A 19,853-nucleotide genomic window follows, 5' to 3' on the forward strand; every position below is an offset into this window, starting at 1 on the left:
TCCAGCAAAAGTGATTGATTTTTAGTCTAAACGTTAAACGCGTATTAAATATCGATACACTTCAAATTCACCTTGGTTGTAAAGGTTTTGGACTCTTTTAAATGACGATCGAGACGACGCTCCAATATGTCTTTTAACTTCTCTACATCGTTCAAAGCTTTTCGAATATCGAACTTTCGAGTCTCCATCATACGCATTTTTAACCACCGGCTGATGGTTTTATCGGAAAGGATGCTTTGTTCGGAAGTTGGAAATGTCATGTCGTTCACCTATTCGGGTCGTTTACTGCTTTTAACGATCACTATAGACACAGGTTGACTCGCACAGAGATGAATATGTGTGACTGGCTTCTAGTTTTGTATAAAATTCATTCGATTTTGGGATGGCGTTGGCACTCTATATCTGCCTTAATTTCAAACGCTTTGGGTATAAAGCACTTGATAGGCGTAAAACGCCAAGGGAGCTGCAACCAGAAAAATCACCCAGTTGATCCAGATCACCGGCTTTTTCCAGTGCTTATAACTGAAATAAGCGACCATTGGCACCATTAAAACCACAGCAATGGTCGATAACAAGTAAAACTTGGCAGCGCGGCCAATACCCGCTAATACAAAAGCGATGATCACCGGAATACCTGCCTTTTTATCGTGCAACATGGAATAAAACACAATGATTCCGAAGGTTAAACAGGCGGTGGCGGTGGTAAGGGCAAATATCAGGCCCCATTGGTTGAACTGTTCAGCGGTCATTTTACGATGGGTTCAGAGAAAATTTCCGTTATTATACGCGAGTCATTCAACGTTGCCGTTGATTCAATCGTTTCATTTGGAAAATTTAAAGTAACTATGCAGGAAAAAGAACTCATCGAAGCCGTGAATCAGATCATGCCTTTTGGTAAATACCAAGGGCGGCGATTACTCGAGCTGCCGGAACCTTATTTGGTTTGGATGCACAAACAAGGTTTTTCAAACAATAAATTGGGAAGACAATTGGCGCTCATGCACGAAGTGAAACTTAATGGCTTGGAAACCCTGTTAAAGCCGTTACTTAATAAGGAGTTTACCCAATGACAACGATTTGGGTGGATGCCGATGCGTGCCCTAAGGTGATTAAGGAAATCATTTTTCGAGCCGCACAGCGAACCAAAACACCTACCGTTTTGGTGGCGAACCAATACATACCCACGCCCGACTCCTTGTTGATCCGTGCCATTCAGGTTCCAGCCGGATTTGATGTGGCGGATAACGAAATAGTGAAGCGTTGTCAAAAGGATGATTTAGTGGTCACTTCGGACATTCCTTTGGCCGCGGAAGTGATCGATAAAAAAGCTTTAGCGCTCAGTCCGCGTGGCGAGCTATTTACCCGAGAAAATATTCGAGGTCGACTGAACATGCGGGACTTTCTTGATACCTTGCGTAGCAGCGGAGTGCAAACCGGTGGCCCGCCTGCACTGAACCATTCTGATCGTATGGCGTTTGCCAATCAGTTGGACAAGTGGTTAGCGAAAATAAAATCTTGATTCAGTAAAAAGAATGAGTTGCATTAGCAAATGATAATGATTATCATTTGCTAATCATGACAACATCCAATTCACATTTAAACTCACACCATTCCACTTCTGGCCAATCAGATGTGCGTGGAAAGTGCGAGAGCCATCACCTCCCCTTTGGTTACAAACCCGTGGGTAAGGCTGTCTTTCAGCAATTATGTCCATTAGTAATCGTCGCCGGCTTGTTGGTGAGTTTGTTACCTGCAACCGCTTCCCTCACCGATCCCATTGAGCAGAAAACCCTAGTTATTACCGGCACGCGCAGTGTTCGAAGCATAGATGATTCTCCGGTTGCTACTCAAGTTATAACACGCCAACAAATTGCCGCATTGCATGCACAAAGCTTATCCGAAGTGTTGCAATATCTGCCCGGTGTTCAATTGAATCACATTCACGGTAAAGCGGGTAAAGAAGTTCAAATGCAGGGCTTCGGTGGCGATCACATCCTGGTGTTGATTGATGGAGAGCCGCTTACCGCAACCAGTGGTTCAACCGTTGATCTGGATGAAATCAGCAGTACACAAATTGAAAGGGTGGAAGTGATTAAAGGCGCGAGCTCAGCACTCTACGGCAGTTCCGCTATGGGCGGTGTGATCAATGTGATCACCCGTTCGGCGCGTAACAAACCGTTTCAAAACTTGCAGCTGCGTTCCGGCAGTTACCGAACCCATAGTGATGAACCCGGTTGGCAGGGCAGTTGGCAAAGTGCCTTGTCCGGAAAAGGATGGCGTTTTAAAAGTTTGGCCGACCATCAACAATTGCAAGGCTATTCATTGTCGGATGACACTCGAAATCAGCAAGAAGCCGCAGGGTATCAAAGGCAACTGGCGTTTGAAGCCGTATTCGAAGGCGATGCAGTAGGAGGTTATTTTAAGCCGAGCCAGCGGGTATCTCGTCTTAGTCGAAATATGCGGGCAACAGGCGGCTCGTTCTCGCAAAAGCGAGAAGAGAACAAAAAAAGTCGTATCACGGCAGGACTGAATGGGCAGCTTGCTGATGGGTACGATTGGCAATGGACCTTGATGCAGGAAGCAAGTGACGAAGCATCCGGACAATTTCAGAACAATAGTGCAACAGCGCAAGTTGCACGAGATTCGCACTTCGACACTTGGCAAACAGAGCTGCAGTGGCGTTACGACGCGCAGGGAAGCTGGAATTGGCTCACCGGGATATTAGCCAAAGAAGAAGATTTGTATCAACTGCAACAAGTCACTGGTGAAATCGAGGTGGATGCCCGAGACAACTCCCAACAGTGGTTTGGTCAGCTCGATTGGAAGCCTCATTCGCGTTTGGACATTCTTCCCGGTTTTCGTTGGCAACAAGACGATGGTTTTGGTGATTATTTTACGCCGAAAATTAATTTTATGTTGTCGGGCGATCCGGTTACGCAATGGCAAAACCGCTGGCGATTGGGTTGGAGTAAAGGCTATCGTGCACCGAACTTGAAAGAACGATTTTATCATTTCGATCATTCGGCGTTGGGATACATTGTCTATGGCAACGCATTATTAGACCCGGAACAGTCGACCAGTCTTCAGCTAGGGTGGACCCTCTTTAACGGACAACGCTGGGAAATTAATGGCAATCTGTTTTACAACGACATTCAATCGTTAATTAATTCTGAAGTTGATCCGGAGCGATCAACGCCGCATGTCTCGGCTTATGTTTACGTTAATGTTGCTGAAGCTCGAACACAAGGCAGCGAATGGACCCTGCGTTATGCTGAAGACGCGACGTCGCTTTCTGTGGGAATAACCTATCTCGATACGCTTGATCGTGAAACGAATCGATCACTGATCTCGCGCCCTCGTTGGAACCTCAAATGGCAATGGCACCAATCATTGGATCGTTTGAGCTTTATTCTTGCGGGGCGTTATCAATCTTGGGAGTGGACGCGCGACAATGAGGGAAACTACATCGTATCACCCAGTTGGTCGCGTTGGGATAGTAAATTGAATTTTCAATGGGATAAAAGCACTCGTCTATTTGTAGGTATCGATAATCTGTTTCATCAACAAGGTAGTGGAGCGAATGAAGATAGGCGACCCGTTAGCGGACGTTTTGTCTATCTTGGTTTTTCATACGACTTTTAAAATAGATGACTTTAAATCCTTAGCTCTTTTAAACAAATCGTTTGTAATCAGGAAATAAAAATGAACGCTAACTTAAAACAAAAACTGTTGACCTCAACTTTGATGATGAGTGTGTTGGTGCTTTCTGGGTGTAAGGATAATAATCCAACCCCGGTTGTGGATGAATCCTCGCTTGATGACTCGTTCAAAACCGTAACCATTGATGCTACTGCGGGTGGCTTAGGTGCACCTGCTGACGATCCGGTAAACAAATACACTTATTTCGATTTGGACGCGGGAGAAGTGATTGAGCTGACCGATGCCGAAGCCGAAAGTAATACTGAATGGGATATTGCGTTTAAACGAACCAACATTAAGTTGAATGGCGGAAGTTCGGGTAGTGGTATGGTGACGGCAGCAATTGCAGCAGAGCAAACTGATTTTTATGATGATAAAGGTGCACCGGTTACCGATCGTTTTACTGCGGCAACGGCAGCATCAGAACTGGATGTTTTTACGAACGTAACCAAAAGCGATGAGTTGGAATTTACAACCGATGTAATAACATCTGCGTTAATGAACGATGGTTCGGAAACCGGTTGGTGGTCCTACGATAGGCAAACTCACCAGATGTCAGCTCGTAGTGATAACTGGTTTTTAATTCGCAATGCTGAAGGCGATAGCTACACCAAATTTCACATCACAACCATTAATGTTAATGGCGGTACGGTCGACCTGGAGTATTTTGTTCAGGCCGGTGGTGAAAATCAATTTGCCGATGCCGCGCAAACGGTATCACTGAACTTTATGCAAGGTGAGCAATGTTTTGATGCTGATGCAGGCAGTGTGGGCGATTGCAGTGGCGATGTTTGGGACTTAAAACTGCAGGTATCGTCCGACTTTCGAACCTGGCAGTTATGGACCAACAATGGTGTGGTACATACTGGGCAAGGTGCGGCGTTTGGTCCGGTAACCGATCCGGAAAACTATTACTCCGGAACCCGTACCACTGCAGATTATGATTATTCCGGTCATTACCAAACAGCGGTTGCTAGTAATATTTTCAGTGACTTTATATGGTACGCCTATAACTTAAATAATGCGCATCAGTTGTGGTCAAACTATCGTGTTTACGTCGTTGATACCACGCAAACCACTTATAAGTTGCAAGTACTTGGGTATTACGATGATGCTGGTACCAGCGGTATGATCACGTTCCGCTTTGAGAGTCTGGGAGAATAATTAGCAAAGGGCTGTTAGTTTTTTAGAGCATCTGTTTGACTAACATTTAATGCCATCAGTTTCAAAAGCCAGGCGCTTTAGCCTACGCGGCGGCAAAAGCGCTTCGACTCCTCAAAAGCCGCGACTTTTACCGGTACTTTGTACCGGTTTTTTTTCATCCGTCAAAGTACAAATATAACAAATGAACTGTTGCATTCGTTTTACTTAAAATCGTTTGTGTTCGCTTCAGTCAGTTTATTCGCTTTCTTCGATAATATCCGGCCGAAATTGATGCTCGGTTTTTCTATATAGACATAAAAATAATGTGCAGAAAAATAAGTAAGCACTACCGCTGATCCAAAGACAAGATAAAACCGTATTAATCCGTTATGTATATTCAGTTGAATGATGAGAATCACACTTAATGCTATAAATATGTTATGTAATAAATAGGTGCTGTAAGAAATTGTTCCGTATTTATCCAAAAGCCGAGTAACGGTTAAGGGTAACTTAAGCTCAGAGTTAAGCATTATAAATATTGTTAATGACCCGCAACCAACGTACCAATGCCATTTGTCGGAAAGTAAAGACCAATCGGAAAAATCTAACCAAGATTGAGAAACCGCCGAAGCGAAAAACAGAGCGAAAAGAAGCGAAATAACCGATAGTGTCGTGTTCAATGTGAAGTGCTTCACTTGGGTAAAGTGCCCTAACAATATACCGGCGCAAAAACTATAAGCAAGGTAGAAAAAAAGAATGTTATCGAATTCAAATAAGTTAAGCTTAGGTATGAGATACAGAGCAATGCCTATGGCAATAGGGCCAAAATAACTGAAGCGTTTTAATGTCAACATGATGATTGGAAATAGTAAGTAGTATTGAAATTCGATAGGCAAACTCCAGTAAGCGTTATTAAACAGACCGCCAGGACCCGAAAAGTTAAATATTAAAGCAAGGTAATTAAGAACATGTTCTAAATTGAAATGGGTTAAGAATTGTTTTTCTATCCAGTGGTCTTGCGGTGAAACATAGAACTGCTTGAAGATCATACCGATTAAAATATAAAGGATAAGAGAGAGCGCAAATGCCGGCCAAATTCGAAAAAAACGTTTGATATAAAAGCCGAATATGTTTTTTTTGCTAAGCTTTTGACCGTTGTTTAAATAAAGTGTGCATCCACTAAGAATAAAAAATAAAACAACGCCAAACGAACCAAGGTCTAGTGCTGAAAAAAAGTAGGGTATCTCTACATGATCATTGGAAGAGTATTGAACTTCAGTCGCTCGAATGGAGTGGGAGATAACCACTAATAAAGCGGCAAAACCTCGCAGCCAGGTTAACTGATTAAAGTAACATTTACTCATTGCCAAATTGTTAACTTGAGAAACGACATTATTGTTTGATAAATATTAAATAACATTAATTAAACTCGGTGTATCGATGTGTTACGTTATGGCATTGATTTTAATAAAAGCTGTGTTAGGATTTTTTTACAAGCCAGTCCTTTATAAAAATGAAAGATAGAACAACAGGCACAGTGATACAGAAAGAAGAGATGTGACTTAACTAAGCGATCACCTGCCCAACCAACAAAGGCTAAAAAAAGTATAGATTGGGAACTGAGAAATTACTATTCAACGGACTTTTTCTCAGTAAATATGGATTGAATTTTAATTAAGTGATTGATTATATTGTCTTTTAAGGAAGGCTGTTGTTTTACTTTAATGGACTTTTGAAAAAGCTTTTCAATTGACATAAAACATCACCTATACTCCACTTTAAAGCAATGAAAAGTCAATAAAAGTATTTAATGGACGAGATAATTCAACAATTCGTATTACTTTGGTCGGTGATCGATCCTATCGGCACAATTCCTGTTTTTATTGCGGTAACACGTTTGCATGCCGATACTGACATGCGAAAAATCGCCGCACAGGCCGTGGGTATTGCAGCGCTTATTTTGTTGTTTTTTATTATTGCCGGTCAGTTTTTACTGGAAGCCATGCATGTCCCATTAACCGCTTTCCAAATTGCTGGCGGATTGATTCTGTTTGCTTTTGGCTTTTCTATGGTGTTTGGCGAAAGTAAGCCAGAAGAGGAGATTAAACTTGTTAAAAGCCATACTGACACCGCAATCTTTCCTTTAGCGGTACCTGCTATTGCATCTCCAGGCGCAATGATGGCTGTCGTTTTACTCACGGACAATCACCGATTTGAAGTAACGCATCAATTAAAAACGACAGCCATAATGTTGGCTGTGTTACTGATTCAATTACTCTTATTATTAGCGGCCAAGTGGATCATCAAAGTAATTGGGCAGTCCGGTGCGAATGTGATCAGTCGAGTGATGGGACTTATCCTGGCATCAATTGCGATAAATAGTATTCTAATTGGTATACGAGGGTTCTTTAATTTTTAACGGATAGTATTCGTTCGCCTGGTTTTATAAGCGTTCTATTAAAATGACGTTAAACCTTGATCTTCAACGATCAAACAGGATTTCAAAATGAATCACTTCTAAGAATCCTTAACGGTAAAGTTCCAGTTGAAACCACTGTGTTTCCACATAATTGCGGTCAATCCAAAATAGAATGTCATATACAAAGCAAAGTGCCATTCGATAGCATTTTCAGATTGATCGGCCCATGCAGGATTAAATCCTTTAATAATGACATTGGTTAAGCCGAGTCCCCAGCATAGAGTAATTAAAACGGTTTGAATTTGAAGATAGCGAAAAAGAGTCGTGCTTAAATCTTTTTTAATTCGATATAAACAACGTACACTTAACATTTGAGCTAGTACTGTAAAAGCAAAATAAAAGGTGATGCCGTAGCTTCTTAACATTCGATACATTTTTCCCTGAGTGCCCAGGTAGTCAGCGTAAAGTAATAAGAATATGGCGGCGATTGTACCTAGCCAAAATATCAACCGATGCGAACGATGTGTCAGTTGTTCTAACCAGATGCGTTGCAAATACCAAAACAAGACGAAAAAGCCCGCCAGCGGCATAACTAAGCCGCGAAATAAAAAAATAGCATCGCCTTCACGAGCGGCGCGACTGATGGATGTACAGCCTTCAAAATAAGGCATGCAGACATGGGCAACGCCTTGCCATAATCCAACAAAGTAAGATCCATGCACGGCAATTAAAGGGATCACACACACCAGCCAGGCGATGTGACGAGGTCGCATGTTTGTCTCCTTTTTTGGGTTTTCAGATTATCCGTGTATTTCTGCCATTTTGCGATACAGAGGTGACAAGCGTTGGTAGAGTTTACGATACACCTGCTGATAAATTTCTCGGTACAACTTTACTTGTTCCGGTATGGGTTCCACCACGTTTCCGGAATGACACATGGCTTTTACTGCACTGTTGTAATCCGGATAAAAACCCATGGCTACAGCAAGAATAATAGCAGCTCCAAGGCCAGAGGTTTCAAAAGTCGCCGGGCGAATTACCGGTAAATCGAATATATTAGCGGTAACCTGCAGTGCGGTTTGACTTTGCGAGCCTCCACCGGAAATAAAAAGCTCTGTAATTGCTTGTTTACTTCGCTTTTCCATCTGCAGTCGACCATGTTGTAGGCCGAAGGCAATGCCTTCTAACAAAGCACGATAAATATGAGCGCGCGTGTGTTGATCATTAAACCCAATGATCGCGCCGCGCGCCTCAGGACCGGGATAACGCACACCCGGACTCCAGTAAGGTTGGAGCACCAGTCCGTCAGCACCGGGCGCTATTTTAGACGCCTTATCATCCAAAAGCTGTTCGGCAGAAGTACCCATTTGATCGGCTTGAATTTGTTCCTTATGTGCAAATTGCTCTTTAAACCAGCTCACCATCCAATAGCCTCGATAAATTTGGTATTCGCAACTGAAGTGATTCGGAATGGCAGCCGGATAAGGCGGTAAATATCGTAGAGGTTCGATATAGTGAGAGTGAATGGTGTTCAGTGTTGCGGTCGTGCCGTAACTGATCTGGCCCTGATGTGGTTTTAGTGCGCCACACCCCAATGTTTCGCAGGCTTTATCTGCGGCCGCTGCAATAAGGGGTAAGCCTTCGGGCAAGCCGGTTTGCTGATGGGCTTGTAAATTGATGTAACCGATGGTTTCGCCAACACGCACCAATTCCGGTAATTGGTTCGGCTCCAATGGGCAGGCCTGCCACTTCCAATCTTTTTGGCTGGCCCATTGATGTTTTTTGTAATCAAAAGGCACATAACCGACCTGGTTACCCACACTGTCTTTATATTCACCACTTAATCGGAAATTAAAATAACCGGATAAAAACAAATATTTATGTGTTTGCTGAATAATCTCCGGTTGATGTTGCTTCAGCCAGTTAACTTCAGCATCGGCCAAAAACTGATTGACCGTGTCTTCCACGCCTGCCAGTTTAAACGCCCAGCGCCACCACCAGGCGATGTCGGGCTTGCGTGTTGCCTGACGTTGATCCATCCAGACGATGGCAGGACGCAATGGACTCCCGTTTTCATCCACACAGACAATCGTGGCACGTTGGGTTGTTAGCGTAACACCGGCAATTTGTTCCGGCTTTATCTCGGTTTCATCCCACAGTTTGTGGCAAACACGGCACAACGAGTCCCAAAAATAATGCACATGTTGTTCAACCCAGCCGGGTTGGTCGGAAAAATAACCGTCAAGTGGTACTTGACGGATCGCAACCAGTTGGCCTTCTAAATCGAAAACTAATGCGCGAATGCTTTGCGTGCCACAATCGATGGCCAGTAAATGTTGAGCAGACTGCAAAACCAAACTCACTCAATACCAGAATGACGTAATAAAGGATCCACTTGTGGTTCACGACCACGAAAAGCTTTAAACAATTCCATTGCCGGTTTGGAGCCACCCATTTCTAAAATATTCTCTTTAAAAGCGCGGCCACTTTCTGGATCAAAAATGCCATCTTCTTCGAATTTACTAAACGCATCAGCGCTAAGAACTTCGGCCCACTTATAACTGTAATAGCCTGCTGAATAACCGCCCGCAAAAATGTGTGAAAAGGCGTTTTGAAAACGATTCCATTCCGGTGGAATCACTACCGATACTTGTTGCCGCACTTCGTTCAATATTTGTTGAATTCGTGCACCACTTTTAGGATTAAATTCACTGTGAATACGAAAATCAAATAAAGCAAACTCCAGTTGGCGGACCATCATCATGGCGGATTGAAAGTTTTTGGCTTTTTGTAGTTTTTCCCGCAATTCGTCGGGCAATTTCTCTCCACTTTCATAGTGTCCGGAAATCACATCTAACCCTTCTTTCTGATAGCAATAGTTTTCCATAAATTGACTGGGCAATTCAACAGCGTCCCATTCAACACCGTGAATACCGCTGGCACTTAGGTATTCCACCTTGGTGAGCATGTGATGCAAGCCATGACCAAATTCATGGAACATCGTAACGACTTCATCGTGTGTCAATAAAGCGGGTTTGTCACCAACCGGCGGATTAAAGTTACAAGTTAAAAAAGCAACCGGTTGCTGCAAGCTGCCATCGTCCATGCGAAATCGAGTACAGTAATCCGCCATCCAAGCGCCACCACGCTTATGCGCACGTGCGTACAAGTCAATGTAAAACCGTGCGATACGTTGCTGTCTATCGTCGAACACTTCAAATAATCGAGCGCTTGGATGCCAGGTATCAAATTGTTCGCTTACTTCTTTAATGTTTACGTTAAACAACGTTTCGGTGATTTGAAACAATCCACTCAAAACTTTGTCGACCGGAAAATAAGGACGTAATTCTTCCTGTGAAACCGCGTATTTGTGTTGCTTCAGCTTTTCACTGGTGTAAAGCACATCCCAGGCATTGAGCTCATCCAGTGCCAGTTCTTTTTCAGCAAAGGCTTTAAGTTCCGCTAATTCTTTTTCTGCTTGCGGTTTTGATTTTTGTGCCAGATGATTAAGAAATTCAAATACCTGTTGGGTGGATTCAGCCATTTTTGAAGCCAGTGATAACTCGGCGTAGTGATTGAAATCGAGCAATTGTGCCAATTCGTGTCGCAGCGCCATGATTTCATCCATTAACGGCGCATTATCCCATTCACTTTTATCGTTGAATTCTGAAGCACGTGTGGCGTAGGCTCGATACATTTCGTGACGTAATGCCTGGTTGTCCGCGTAACTCATTACCGCGTAATAACAAGGAAATTCCAGGTTTAACAGGTAGCCTTCTTTGCTATCGTTTGCAGCATTTTGTTTGGCTAATGCAAGGGTTGATTCGGGTAAACCTTCGAGACCTTTTTCATCGGTAAAATGTTTGCTCCACGCCATAGTCGCATCAAGCAAATTTTGTTCGTATTTCGACGACAGCTCCGATAGCCGTTTTTGAATGTCACCGTAACGTTTTTTCTTATCGTCACTGAGTGATACACCGGCTAACTTAAAGTCACGCAGCTCGTCTTTTAAAATTTTTATTTGAATATCGTTTAATTTGAGTGATTCACGCGCATCAAATACTTTTTGAACGGCTTGATACAAGTCTTGATTCTGTCCGAGCCAGGTGCCGTATTCCGAAAGTAGCGGCAGACAACTGTCGTAAGCCTTACGTAGCGCTTCGGAGTTAACAACAGCGTTCATGTGTGAAACCGGCGACCAGCGCTTGTCCATCAGATTGCTGAGCTGTTCGATGGGTTGCATCAGGTTTTCCCAGTTCGGTTGATCCAGATGCGCGAGCAAATCTTCAATCGCTTGTCGCGATTCACTTAAGGTTTGTTCAATGGCCGGTTTAATGTGATTCGGTTTAATTTGACTAAAAGGGGGTAAATCGTAACTTTCCAGCAATGGGTTGGTCATTGAGATATCCTGTTTCGATTATTTATATGCCAATATCTTATAGGATAAAGTGTATCATTAGTCTCAAATTTTCCAGAGTCTGTTGTGACAAACTTATTTTCAGCAGATGAAGAATGTTAACCGGAACTGTTTTAAAGGAGAGTCCGTGTCTCATTTTGATTACGATTTTCTTGCCATTGGTGGTGGTAGTGGTGGTATCGCATCGGTCAATCGTGCGGCCAGCTATGGCAAAAAATGCGCATTAATAGAAGCCAATGCGCTTGGTGGAACCTGTGTGAATGTCGGTTGTGTACCGAAAAAAGTGATGTGGTTTGGCGCACATGTGGCGGAGGCAATCAAGTTGGCTCCCGACTACGGTTTTGAACTGACGCAAAACAACTTTAACTGGCAGCAACTGGTGTCGAGTCGTGACGCTTACATTCAACGCATTCATCAGTCTTACGAGCGTGGGTTAGGTAACAACAAGGTTGAAGTGATTCATGGTTTTGCTCGGTTTGTTGATGCGCATACGGTGCAAGTCAATGGGCAACAGATAACAGCGGAACATATTCTCATTGCAACCGGTGGTACGCCTACTCTGCCAAACATTCCCGGTGCTGAATTAGGCACCGATTCGGATGGTTTTTTTGCATTGATGGAGCAACCGAAACGAGTGGCCGTCGTAGGTGCAGGTTACATTGCCGTGGAAATTGCGGGCATGTTGCACGAACTTGGTAGTGAAACGCACTTAGTCGTTCGTAAAGAAAAGCCACTGCGTCAATTCGATCCTTTATTGGCCGATTCGCTAACCGAAATTATGCGAAATTCCGGATTAAACCTGCACACCAACAGTGTGCCTATTGCGCTTGAGGAATCTGCAGAAGGGTTGGTGTTGCAATTGGAAAATGGCAACAGCATTGGTCCGGTGGATGACGTCATTTGGGCTGTTGGTCGTGCTCCTATGAATGATAATTTACATCTTTCAAATGCCGGTGTTGAATTGGATGAAAAAGGGTTCATTCCAACCGATGCGTATCAAAATACCAATGTGCCGGGAATCTACGCTGTGGGTGACAATACCGGTCGTATCGCGCTTACGCCGGTTGCGGTGGCGGCCGGTCGTCGATTGGCAGAACGCTTATTCAACAATAAGCCGGAAGAACGATTGGATTATGAAAATGTGCCCACCGTTGTGTTCAGCCATCCCACCATTGGAACGGTTGGGTTAACGGAACCCGAAGCGCGCGAGCGGCACGGCGATGATGTGATCGTTTATCAGTCCCAATTTACGGCCATGTATAAAGCGGTAACGTCGCATCGCCAACCAACGCGGATGAAGCTGATTTGTGTGGGTAAAGAAGAAAAGATTGTGGGTATTCATGTGATTGGTGAAGGTGCGGATGAGATGTTGCAGGGGTTTGCAGTGGCTTTGAAAATGGGAGCTACGAAAAAGGATTTTGATGATACGGTGGCGATTCATCCGACTTCGGCTGAAGAGTTTGTTACTTTGAGGTAACTGATTTTTATTTTTGGGGTTTCGCACCGCTATCGCTTGCGTGCGAGTCACTTTTGTCAGTCGACACAAAAGTGACCAAAAAGTCTTTGACGCTAGCCGCTGTGGCACTTGTTCAGAGTGTTTGGACAATTTGTAAGTATTACTGAAAGGAGTGCGTCTGTTGATGAATGCTGTCGCATATGATCAAACTGGGTTACGAGGACTTTTTAAATGCCGAGTTTTCTGGAAGCGATGAATTTGAATTTTATTGGGATGGAGTCTTAGCCAGTGGCGATAGCAGTCGTCGGTCGATGCTCAATCTTTAAGAGAAATACAAGTATTTCTATTTACGCAGATCTCTTGCCACAGCGGCTAGCGTCGGGGCATTTTTGCCCACTTTTTTTGCTCTTGAAAAAAGTGGGTCGCACACAGCGCAGTGGTGCGAAACCCAAAATAAAAAAAATCAACAATTGAAAATGCCTCCTATTTACACTTGCTGTTTCACAGCAAATCGTTAAAATCGCGCAATGCTGCACATTAACTGGACAGATGTTTATGAATCCGATCCGCTCCTTTGAGCATTACAAGCCGTCGCTCGGTGAGCGAGTATTCGTCGATCCCACTGCGTTGGTGGTTGGACAGGTAACCATTGGTGATGACAGTTCGATTTGGCCAATGGCGGTTTTGCGCGGAGACGTGCATTCCATCTGCGTCGGTGCGCGGTCCAGCATTCAAGACGGTGCCGTATGTCACGTCACCCATGCCAGCCACTACAATCCTGAGGGGCATGATCTGGTGATTGGCGATGATGTTACGGTTGGCCATAAAGCCATGTTGCACGGTTGTCGAATTCATAACGAAGTATTGATCGGTATGGGCTCGGTGGTGATGGACGATGTGGTGATTCATTCAAATGTGGTTTTAGGGGCTAATTCGGTAGTGCCACCTGGGCGCGAGTTGGAAGGTGGTTTTTTATGGGTCGGATCGCCAGCAAGAAAAATACGTGCATTAACGGAAGAAGAAATTTCCTTTTTCAAATACAGTGCCGATAATTACGTTAAATTAAAGAATCGATACTTAGCTTCTGCTTAATTGCCTCAACAACGCTTCCGGGTTATCGACAATTTCGTCGGTATCCGGTTTCACGCCATGCCAAATTTCGAACGACAGTGCCGCTTGTTCCACTAACATCCCCCAACCTTCGCGAAAGCTGCGAGCCTTTTTGGCACGGCACCAACGCACAAACTTTTCAGCGCGTACACCATAGCTGATGTCGTAAACGTGACTTTTCGACAAATGCGTAACATTTAATTTCTGTAACCATTGCTCTCCATCCTGTGGCAAAGTGTTGATGATCAACTGATAAGGAGCAGGTTTGAACTTAGCGATTTGCAATGTGCCCAGATCATGAAATTCAGCAACCAATTTTTCGGCGTTAGCTTTGGTACGGTTAGTAATTTCCAGTTCGCATCCTAACCGCAACAAAACGGGAATAATGGAGCGTGATGCTCCGCCAGCACCGAGAATCAAAACGCGGTATTGTGCATCAATCATTCGGTTTCTCTGCAAATCGCACAATAAACCACGACCATCGGTGGTTTCACCAAACAGTTGCTTTTGCTGATTTAAAAACAGTGTATTAACTGAGCGCGCTCGATGCGCTTCTTCTGACATCTGCTGTACGATATCAAATGCCTGCTGTTTAAAGGGCAAAGTAACATTTAGGCCAACGCCACCTTGGTCGAAAAACTGTCGAACGGAATGTTCAAACGATTCGGGTGTCGACTCCAATCGATCGTATATCAGATCGATACCGGCTTGTTGGGCAAAATATTGATGAATTTGTGGCGAGTAGCTGTGCTTGACCGGTTGTCCGATCACGGCGCAATATTGCGTCATTATCTAAAGCAATCATGTTAGTAGGAACAGTCGAAGAGTGTAGCAAGAAACCATAGCAAGTGTTACAAACGAAAGTTATTGGGGTTAAAGTCGTTCATCGATATGTTTTGTTACTTTTGGCTCACAAAAATAAGTATAAATTTAAATAAAATGGAGTCCTTAAATAATAAAGAGGATGATGAATCAATGACAATCAACGCAATTAAATCGGCTTTGGTAGTGGGTCTTACCGTAGTCAGTCTTTCCGGTTGTGTCATTTCTGTGCACGATGACGGCGTTAGCTCCGATCCGGGCTGGAAAGTGCGTCAATCGGAAAATCGAGAAGCGATCAGTCGCTTGTCCATGGGTACTTCCATTACTTCAGTAACCGATGAACTCGGTGGTGCTGACGATTCTGAAGGGTTCGATAAAGAAGGTAAGAGCTATGTTGTGCTTTATTATCGAACGCGTCATCGCCGCAGTGATGGGGAAACTTCGATCGATGAAACCACACCGTTAGTCTTTGAAAACGGAAAGTTGATCGGCTGGGGTCATCGAGTGTTGGATAAAGTACGTCCGTAAACGTTAAAGGAGTGACTATAGAATATATCTCACAACACAGAAGGTAGATCGCTGCTAGCGCAAGTTTTCCACTTCGATACAATAATCAGCAAATGGACTTAACCATTCAGGGACGAATGAACCTATCACATATCTACTCTCGCGCCGGTGTCGGCATTGAAGCACCTTTGGTAACCATCGAAACGCATCTTTCTAATGGATTGCCCGCATTATCTATTGTTGGTTTGCCAGAGGCTGCCGTAAGAGAAAGTAAAGATCGGGTACGCAGCGCATTAATGAACGCTAATTTAGAGTTCCCCGCGCGTCGGATTACTATCAATTTGGCACCGGCTGACTTACCAAAAGACGGCTGTCGGTTTGATCTCCCCATTGCATTAGGCATTCTTTCCGCCAGTGCGCAAATTCCACAAGATACGTTAAATCAATACGAGTTTATTGGGGAATTGGCGCTTTCCGGTGAACTTCGACCGATTCATGGCGTATTGCCGGTCGCGTTGGAAGCAAAACGAGCTGGGCGTACTTTGGTGTTGCCAAAGGCTAATGCAGAAGAAGCGGCTCTGGCGGGTGGGGAGCAATTGATTGCTGAACATTTACTCGAAGTGGTTGCGCATTTAGTTGGGCAAGAGCGGCTTGGCTTCAATGAATCTTCAACATCCCATTATCGTGCTATTCCAGCTCCGGACTTACAAGACGTGAAAGGCCAGTATGTTGCTAAACGTGCCTTAGAGATTGCAGCTGGGGGTAAACATAATTTATTGTTTATTGGTCCACCTGGAACAGGCAAAACCATGCTTGCCAGTCGCCTGTCGGGTATTTTACCGGAACTGACCGATGACGAAGCCGTTGACTGTGCAGCTATTGCGTCAATCAGTGGAAAGTCGGTCAATCCGGGTAATTGGAAGTTGCGTCCTTTTCGAGTGCCTCATCATACTGCTTCTGCGGTTGCACTGATCGGTGGTGGCAGTAATCCGCGACCAGGCGAAGTGTCATTAGCGCATCATGGCGTATTGTTTTTGGACGAGTTACCCGAGTTCGATCGTAAAGTACTTGAGGTGCTGCGCGAACCATTAGAGTCGGGTACGGTGACGATTTCACGAGCCGCTCGTCAGGCGGAGTACCCGGCACGTTTCCAGTTAATTGCGGCAATGAACCCTTGTCCTTGTGGGCATTTCGGTAACAGTCGAGGGCAATGTCGATGTACACCGGATCAAATTCGTCGTTACTTGTTAAAACTTTCCGGGCCGTTTCTCGATCGAATTGATCTGCACGTGGAAGTACCACTCATGACCAAACATGAGTTTATCGCCGAAGTGGACGACTCAATCGAAACCACGTTTGATGTTCGGGCGCGTGTTGAGCGTGCTCATGAGCGTCAACGTGAACGCCAAGGTAAGTTAAACGGTGAGCTGCAAGCTGCTGAATTAGAAAAGAATTTCACAATTGAAAAAGACGCCAAGCAATTTGTCTTGAACGTCATGGAAAAGCTCGGGCTGTCGGCACGTGCTTACCATCGCATTTTAAGAGTCTCGCGTACAGTCGCCGATCTGGATAGTGCCGATATGATCAATCATGGGCATATTTCAGAAGCCATTGGTTATCGGAAAATAGAGCGCATGATGCAACAAATTTGAAACGGGTTAAAAATGGATAAAAATTCCACTGTGATACTGGAAATCTCAATAGGAGGTATTACAATTAGTAAACCCCTTGGGTATTAAGATGTGAGATCTCATCGCTTGTAATAGTCGTTGTGATATGGTCGGAGCACCAGGCAGTTATCACAGGGGTTTACGGAAACCAATAAGGAGCGTCGTATGAAGGACGAGACTATGAATCAGCCTTTTCCAGGGCAAGCTGGCATTTATCGATTAACGGTCGCATCCTGGCTACCGAAAATTGAAGTGCAAGTGTTTCGAGAATCGCATCGTGAGCAGGAAAGTTGGCGTTGTCGATTCGCTGGAATCATAATAAATCCGGACAGGCTGCTATCCAAGAATCTGTGGGAAGGGCCCCTCAATTCTTAAGATATTAATACCGGAGACAGGCGTTTGCTGCTGTCTCCGGTTATTCTCCTCAATCCCCTTCGTTTTATGTCATTGGCAAAAGTCCTAGGCTGATTTAAAATTCGTCTACCAAAGGATATATAATTTCATTTTTTCAGCGATCTTCCGATCCTGCCCTGTAACCTGACACGAGTACGTACCTGTGGCGCACCAGCTAAACGATCGTCAACAACAAGCGGTTTATACGGTCGATTCTCCATTACTGGTATTAGCGGGTGCTGGAAGTGGCAAAACCAGCGTTATAACCAGTAAAATCGTCCACTTAATTGCTAATTGTGGCTATCGAGCCTCGCAAATTGCAGCCGTAACGTTTACTAACAAAGCTGCACGTGAAATGAAAGAGCGTGTCAGCAAGTTATTGGGTGGACAAAACAGTCGCGGGTTAACCGTTTCAACCTTCCACAATTTGGGCTTGAATATCATTCGGAAAGAGCATCAAGCGCTGGGTTTTAAAAGTAATTTCACGATTTTTGATGATCAGGATACGCTCTCATTATTGCGTGAGTTGTGCCATAAAAATGCGGATGCCGATAAAACCGAACTGCAAGCATTCCAACATAAAATTTCTAACTGGAAGAATGACCTAAAATCACCGCAAGAGGTGATCGCTACTGCAAACGATCAAGATGAACTGGCGGCTGCAAAAATTTATGAAGCTTACGATCGCAGTATGCGCGCTTACAACGCGGTTGACTTTGACGATTTGATCCGCTATCCAGTGGAACTGTATCGCGACCATCCGGATATTTTGCAAAAATGGCAAAATAAAATTCGCTATTTGCTGGTCGATGAATATCAGGACACCAATACTTGCCAGTATGAGTTAGTGAAACAACTTTGCGGTCGATTCGGTTTATTCACCGTAGTCGGTGACGACGATCAATCCATTTATTCTTGGCGAGGTGCACAACCGGAAAATTTGGCGTTGTTAAAAGAAGATTATCCGAACCTAAAAATCGTTAAGTTGGAACAGAACTATCGTTCTTACGGTCGCATTTTAAAAGCAGCCAACGAAGTGATTGCCAACAATCCTCATGTATTTGAAAAGTCACTGTGGTCGGATAAAATATTTGGTGATCCAATTAAAGTTTTGGCAACGGATGATGATCTTAATGAAGCCGAACGTGTTGCCAATGAGCTGCTTGCACACAAAATTAAAAATGCAACACAGTATTCCGATTACGCCATTTTGTATCGTGGTAATCATCAGGCCCGGTTTATTGAAAAAGCGTTGATTGAAAAACAAATTCCTTACAAAGTCAGTGGTAGCACTTCCTTTTTTTCTCGCACCGAAATTAAAGACATCATGGCTTATTTACGTTTGATCGTAAATCAGGACGATGACAATGCGTTTTTACGCATTGTCAATGTACCACGACGCGAAATTGGGCCAACAACCCTGGAAAAGCTAGGGCTTTACGCACAGAAGCGCCACATCAGCTTATTTGATGCATGTTTTGAAATGGGTCTAGCTGAAGAGCTGCATACCAAAGGATTAACCGCTGTACAGCGCTTTGCAAAATTAATTGCCACTACGGCGGACAATGCGCAACGCGGCGATACCATGGGAGTGTTTAGTGAGTTGCTCGCTTATATTGGTTACCATGGCTTTTTGTACGATAACTCCAGCAGCCCAAAAGCAGCTGAATACCGTTGGAGCAATGTGCAACAGTTGCTCGAATGGGTCGAAAGAGAATTGGATAACTTTGCTGGAGAGGATAATCCATTAGCACGAGCCATTAACAAACTAATTTTACGTGAAATGCTCGATCGTAACGAAGAGGATGCGGAAACCAATGAAGTGCAACTCATGACTTTGCACGCTTCGAAAGGGTTGGAGTTTCATCACGTTTATTTGGTCGGGATGGAAGAAGAGTTGCTTCCACATCGTTCCAGTATCGATGACGACAATATTGAAGAGGAAAGGCGCCTAGCCTATGTTGGCATTACGCGCGCACAAAAAACATTAACGCTGTCTTACGCTCGACAGAGAAAGCGTTATGGTGAGCTGGTCGATACCGAGCCCAGTCGATTCCTGTTTGAAATGCCACAAGATGATATGATTTGGGAAGAACAGCAAATGCCGATGTCGGAAGACGAGCGCCAAGAAAAAGGTCGAAAAAATATGGCGCAGTTGCGAGCGCTTTTGTCTGAATCCTGAAGTGCTTAGTGACGACATTAAACTTGATTTAAGGA

20 protein-coding genes are annotated in these 19,853 nt (G+C 44.2%); 12 read left to right on the forward strand and 8 right to left on the reverse strand.

The genetic code is table 11. From position 1 onward, the window contains the following. Positions 1–44: 44 nt before the first annotated feature. Positions 45–260, reverse strand: a complete 216-nt coding sequence (locus tag ACTUJY_RS06995; protein ID WP_463615352.1) for a hypothetical protein — start codon at positions 258–260, stop codon at positions 45–47. Positions 261–413: 153 nt separating this feature from the next. Next, entirely contained in the window at positions 414–749 is a 336-nt protein-coding gene (locus ACTUJY_RS07000; protein ID WP_463615353.1) for a hypothetical protein, read from the reverse strand. Positions 750–755: 6 nt separating this feature from the next. Between ACTUJY_RS07000 and ACTUJY_RS07005 the strand changes: the two genes are divergently transcribed. From ACTUJY_RS07005 to ACTUJY_RS07020, 4 genes are read left to right on the forward strand one after another with little or no spacing between them, the layout of a single operon-like run. Further along, the gene (locus ACTUJY_RS07005) at positions 756–1,070 is read left to right on the forward strand and encodes a DUF3820 family protein (protein WP_463615354.1); all 315 of its coding nucleotides are present in this window, start codon (positions 756–758) and stop codon (positions 1,068–1,070) included. After that, on the forward strand, positions 1,067–1,519 hold the full coding sequence (locus ACTUJY_RS07010; RefSeq protein ID WP_463615355.1) for a YaiI/YqxD family protein: 453 nt from the start codon (positions 1,067–1,069) through the stop codon (positions 1,517–1,519). The genes ACTUJY_RS07005 and ACTUJY_RS07010 overlap by 4 nt, the downstream gene beginning before the upstream one ends. 56 nt (positions 1,520–1,575) lie before the next feature. Next, positions 1,576–3,642 carry a TonB-dependent receptor plug domain-containing protein gene (locus ACTUJY_RS07015; protein WP_463615356.1) on the forward strand — a complete coding sequence of 689 codons (2,067 nt, stop codon included), beginning with the start codon at positions 1,576–1,578 and terminating at the stop codon, positions 3,640–3,642. Between the two features lie 60 nt (positions 3,643–3,702). Further along, positions 3,703–4,863 carry an HmuY family protein gene (locus ACTUJY_RS07020; RefSeq protein WP_463615357.1) on the forward strand — a complete coding sequence of 387 codons (1,161 nt, stop codon included), beginning with the start codon at positions 3,703–3,705 and terminating at the stop codon, positions 4,861–4,863. A gap of 200 nt (positions 4,864–5,063) precedes the next feature. Here the strand turns inward: ACTUJY_RS07020 and ACTUJY_RS07025 are convergent, their stop codons facing one another. Both ACTUJY_RS07025 and ACTUJY_RS07030 read right to left on the reverse strand, forming a co-directional pair. Beyond that, positions 5,064–6,206, reverse strand: coding sequence for an acyltransferase family protein (locus ACTUJY_RS07025; protein ID WP_463615358.1), 1,143 nt, complete (start codon positions 6,204–6,206; stop codon positions 5,064–5,066). Positions 6,207–6,472: 266 nt separating this feature from the next. Further along, entirely contained in the window at positions 6,473–6,598 is a 126-nt protein-coding gene (locus tag ACTUJY_RS07030) for a hypothetical protein (protein WP_463615359.1), read from the reverse strand. Positions 6,599–6,652: 54 nt separating this feature from the next. Here ACTUJY_RS07030 and ACTUJY_RS07035 point away from each other — a divergent pair, with 54 nt between their 5' ends. Further along, the gene (locus tag ACTUJY_RS07035) at positions 6,653–7,261 is read left to right on the forward strand and encodes a MarC family protein (protein WP_463615360.1); all 609 of its coding nucleotides are present in this window, start codon (positions 6,653–6,655) and stop codon (positions 7,259–7,261) included. Between the two features lie 98 nt (positions 7,262–7,359). Here ACTUJY_RS07035 and ACTUJY_RS07040 read toward each other — a convergent pair whose 3' ends face one another. The 3 genes from ACTUJY_RS07040 to prlC are packed head-to-tail and all read right to left on the reverse strand — an operon-like array spanning position 7,360 to position 11,660. Then, entirely contained in the window at positions 7,360–8,034 is a 675-nt protein-coding gene (locus ACTUJY_RS07040) for a hypothetical protein (protein WP_463615361.1), read from the reverse strand. 27 nt (positions 8,035–8,061) lie between these two features. Beyond that, positions 8,062–9,612, reverse strand: a complete 1,551-nt coding sequence (locus tag ACTUJY_RS07045; RefSeq protein WP_463615362.1) for an FGGY-family carbohydrate kinase — start codon at positions 9,610–9,612, stop codon at positions 8,062–8,064. A gap of 8 nt (positions 9,613–9,620) precedes the next feature. After that, the gene (gene prlC / locus ACTUJY_RS07050) at positions 9,621–11,660 is read right to left on the reverse strand and encodes an oligopeptidase A (protein WP_463615363.1); all 2,040 of its coding nucleotides are present in this window, start codon (positions 11,658–11,660) and stop codon (positions 9,621–9,623) included. A gap of 145 nt (positions 11,661–11,805) precedes the next feature. Here prlC and gorA point away from each other — a divergent pair, with 145 nt between their 5' ends. From gorA to ACTUJY_RS07065, 3 genes are all read left to right on the forward strand, one after another. Continuing rightward, positions 11,806–13,155, forward strand: coding sequence for a glutathione-disulfide reductase (gene gorA / locus ACTUJY_RS07055; RefSeq protein WP_463615364.1), 1,350 nt, complete (start codon positions 11,806–11,808; stop codon positions 13,153–13,155). Positions 13,156–13,334: 179 nt separating this feature from the next. Continuing rightward, complete coding sequence (locus ACTUJY_RS07060) at positions 13,335–13,460, forward strand: hypothetical protein (RefSeq protein WP_463615365.1); 126 nt, start codon at positions 13,335–13,337, stop codon at positions 13,458–13,460. 229 nt (positions 13,461–13,689) lie between these two features. Next, positions 13,690–14,226, forward strand: a complete 537-nt coding sequence (locus ACTUJY_RS07065; protein WP_463615366.1) for a gamma carbonic anhydrase family protein — start codon at positions 13,690–13,692, stop codon at positions 14,224–14,226. Here ACTUJY_RS07065 and aroE read toward each other — a convergent pair. Continuing rightward, positions 14,212–15,033 carry a shikimate dehydrogenase gene (gene aroE, locus ACTUJY_RS07070; protein WP_463615367.1) on the reverse strand — a complete coding sequence of 274 codons (822 nt, stop codon included), beginning with the start codon at positions 15,031–15,033 and terminating at the stop codon, positions 14,212–14,214. The genes ACTUJY_RS07065 and aroE overlap by 15 nt on opposite strands. Positions 15,034–15,219: 186 nt before the next feature. Between aroE and ACTUJY_RS07075 the strand changes: the two genes are divergently transcribed. From ACTUJY_RS07075 to rep, 4 genes are all read left to right on the forward strand, one after another. Beyond that, the gene (locus tag ACTUJY_RS07075; protein WP_463615368.1) at positions 15,220–15,594 is read left to right on the forward strand and encodes a DUF3192 domain-containing protein; all 375 of its coding nucleotides are present in this window, start codon (positions 15,220–15,222) and stop codon (positions 15,592–15,594) included. Between the two features lie 116 nt (positions 15,595–15,710). Further along, the gene (locus ACTUJY_RS07080; RefSeq protein WP_463615442.1) at positions 15,711–17,225 is read left to right on the forward strand and encodes a YifB family Mg chelatase-like AAA ATPase; all 1,515 of its coding nucleotides are present in this window, start codon (positions 15,711–15,713) and stop codon (positions 17,223–17,225) included. A 183-nt stretch (positions 17,226–17,408) separates the two neighbouring features. Next, positions 17,409–17,618, forward strand: coding sequence for a hypothetical protein (locus ACTUJY_RS07085; protein WP_463615369.1), 210 nt, complete (start codon positions 17,409–17,411; stop codon positions 17,616–17,618). 181 nt (positions 17,619–17,799) lie between these two features. Then, positions 17,800–19,818, forward strand: a complete 2,019-nt coding sequence (gene rep / locus ACTUJY_RS07090; RefSeq protein ID WP_463615370.1) for a DNA helicase Rep — start codon at positions 17,800–17,802, stop codon at positions 19,816–19,818. Positions 19,819–19,853: the final 35 nt, after the last annotated feature.

Source organism: Pleionea sp. WD8-19 (genome assembly GCF_055326765.1).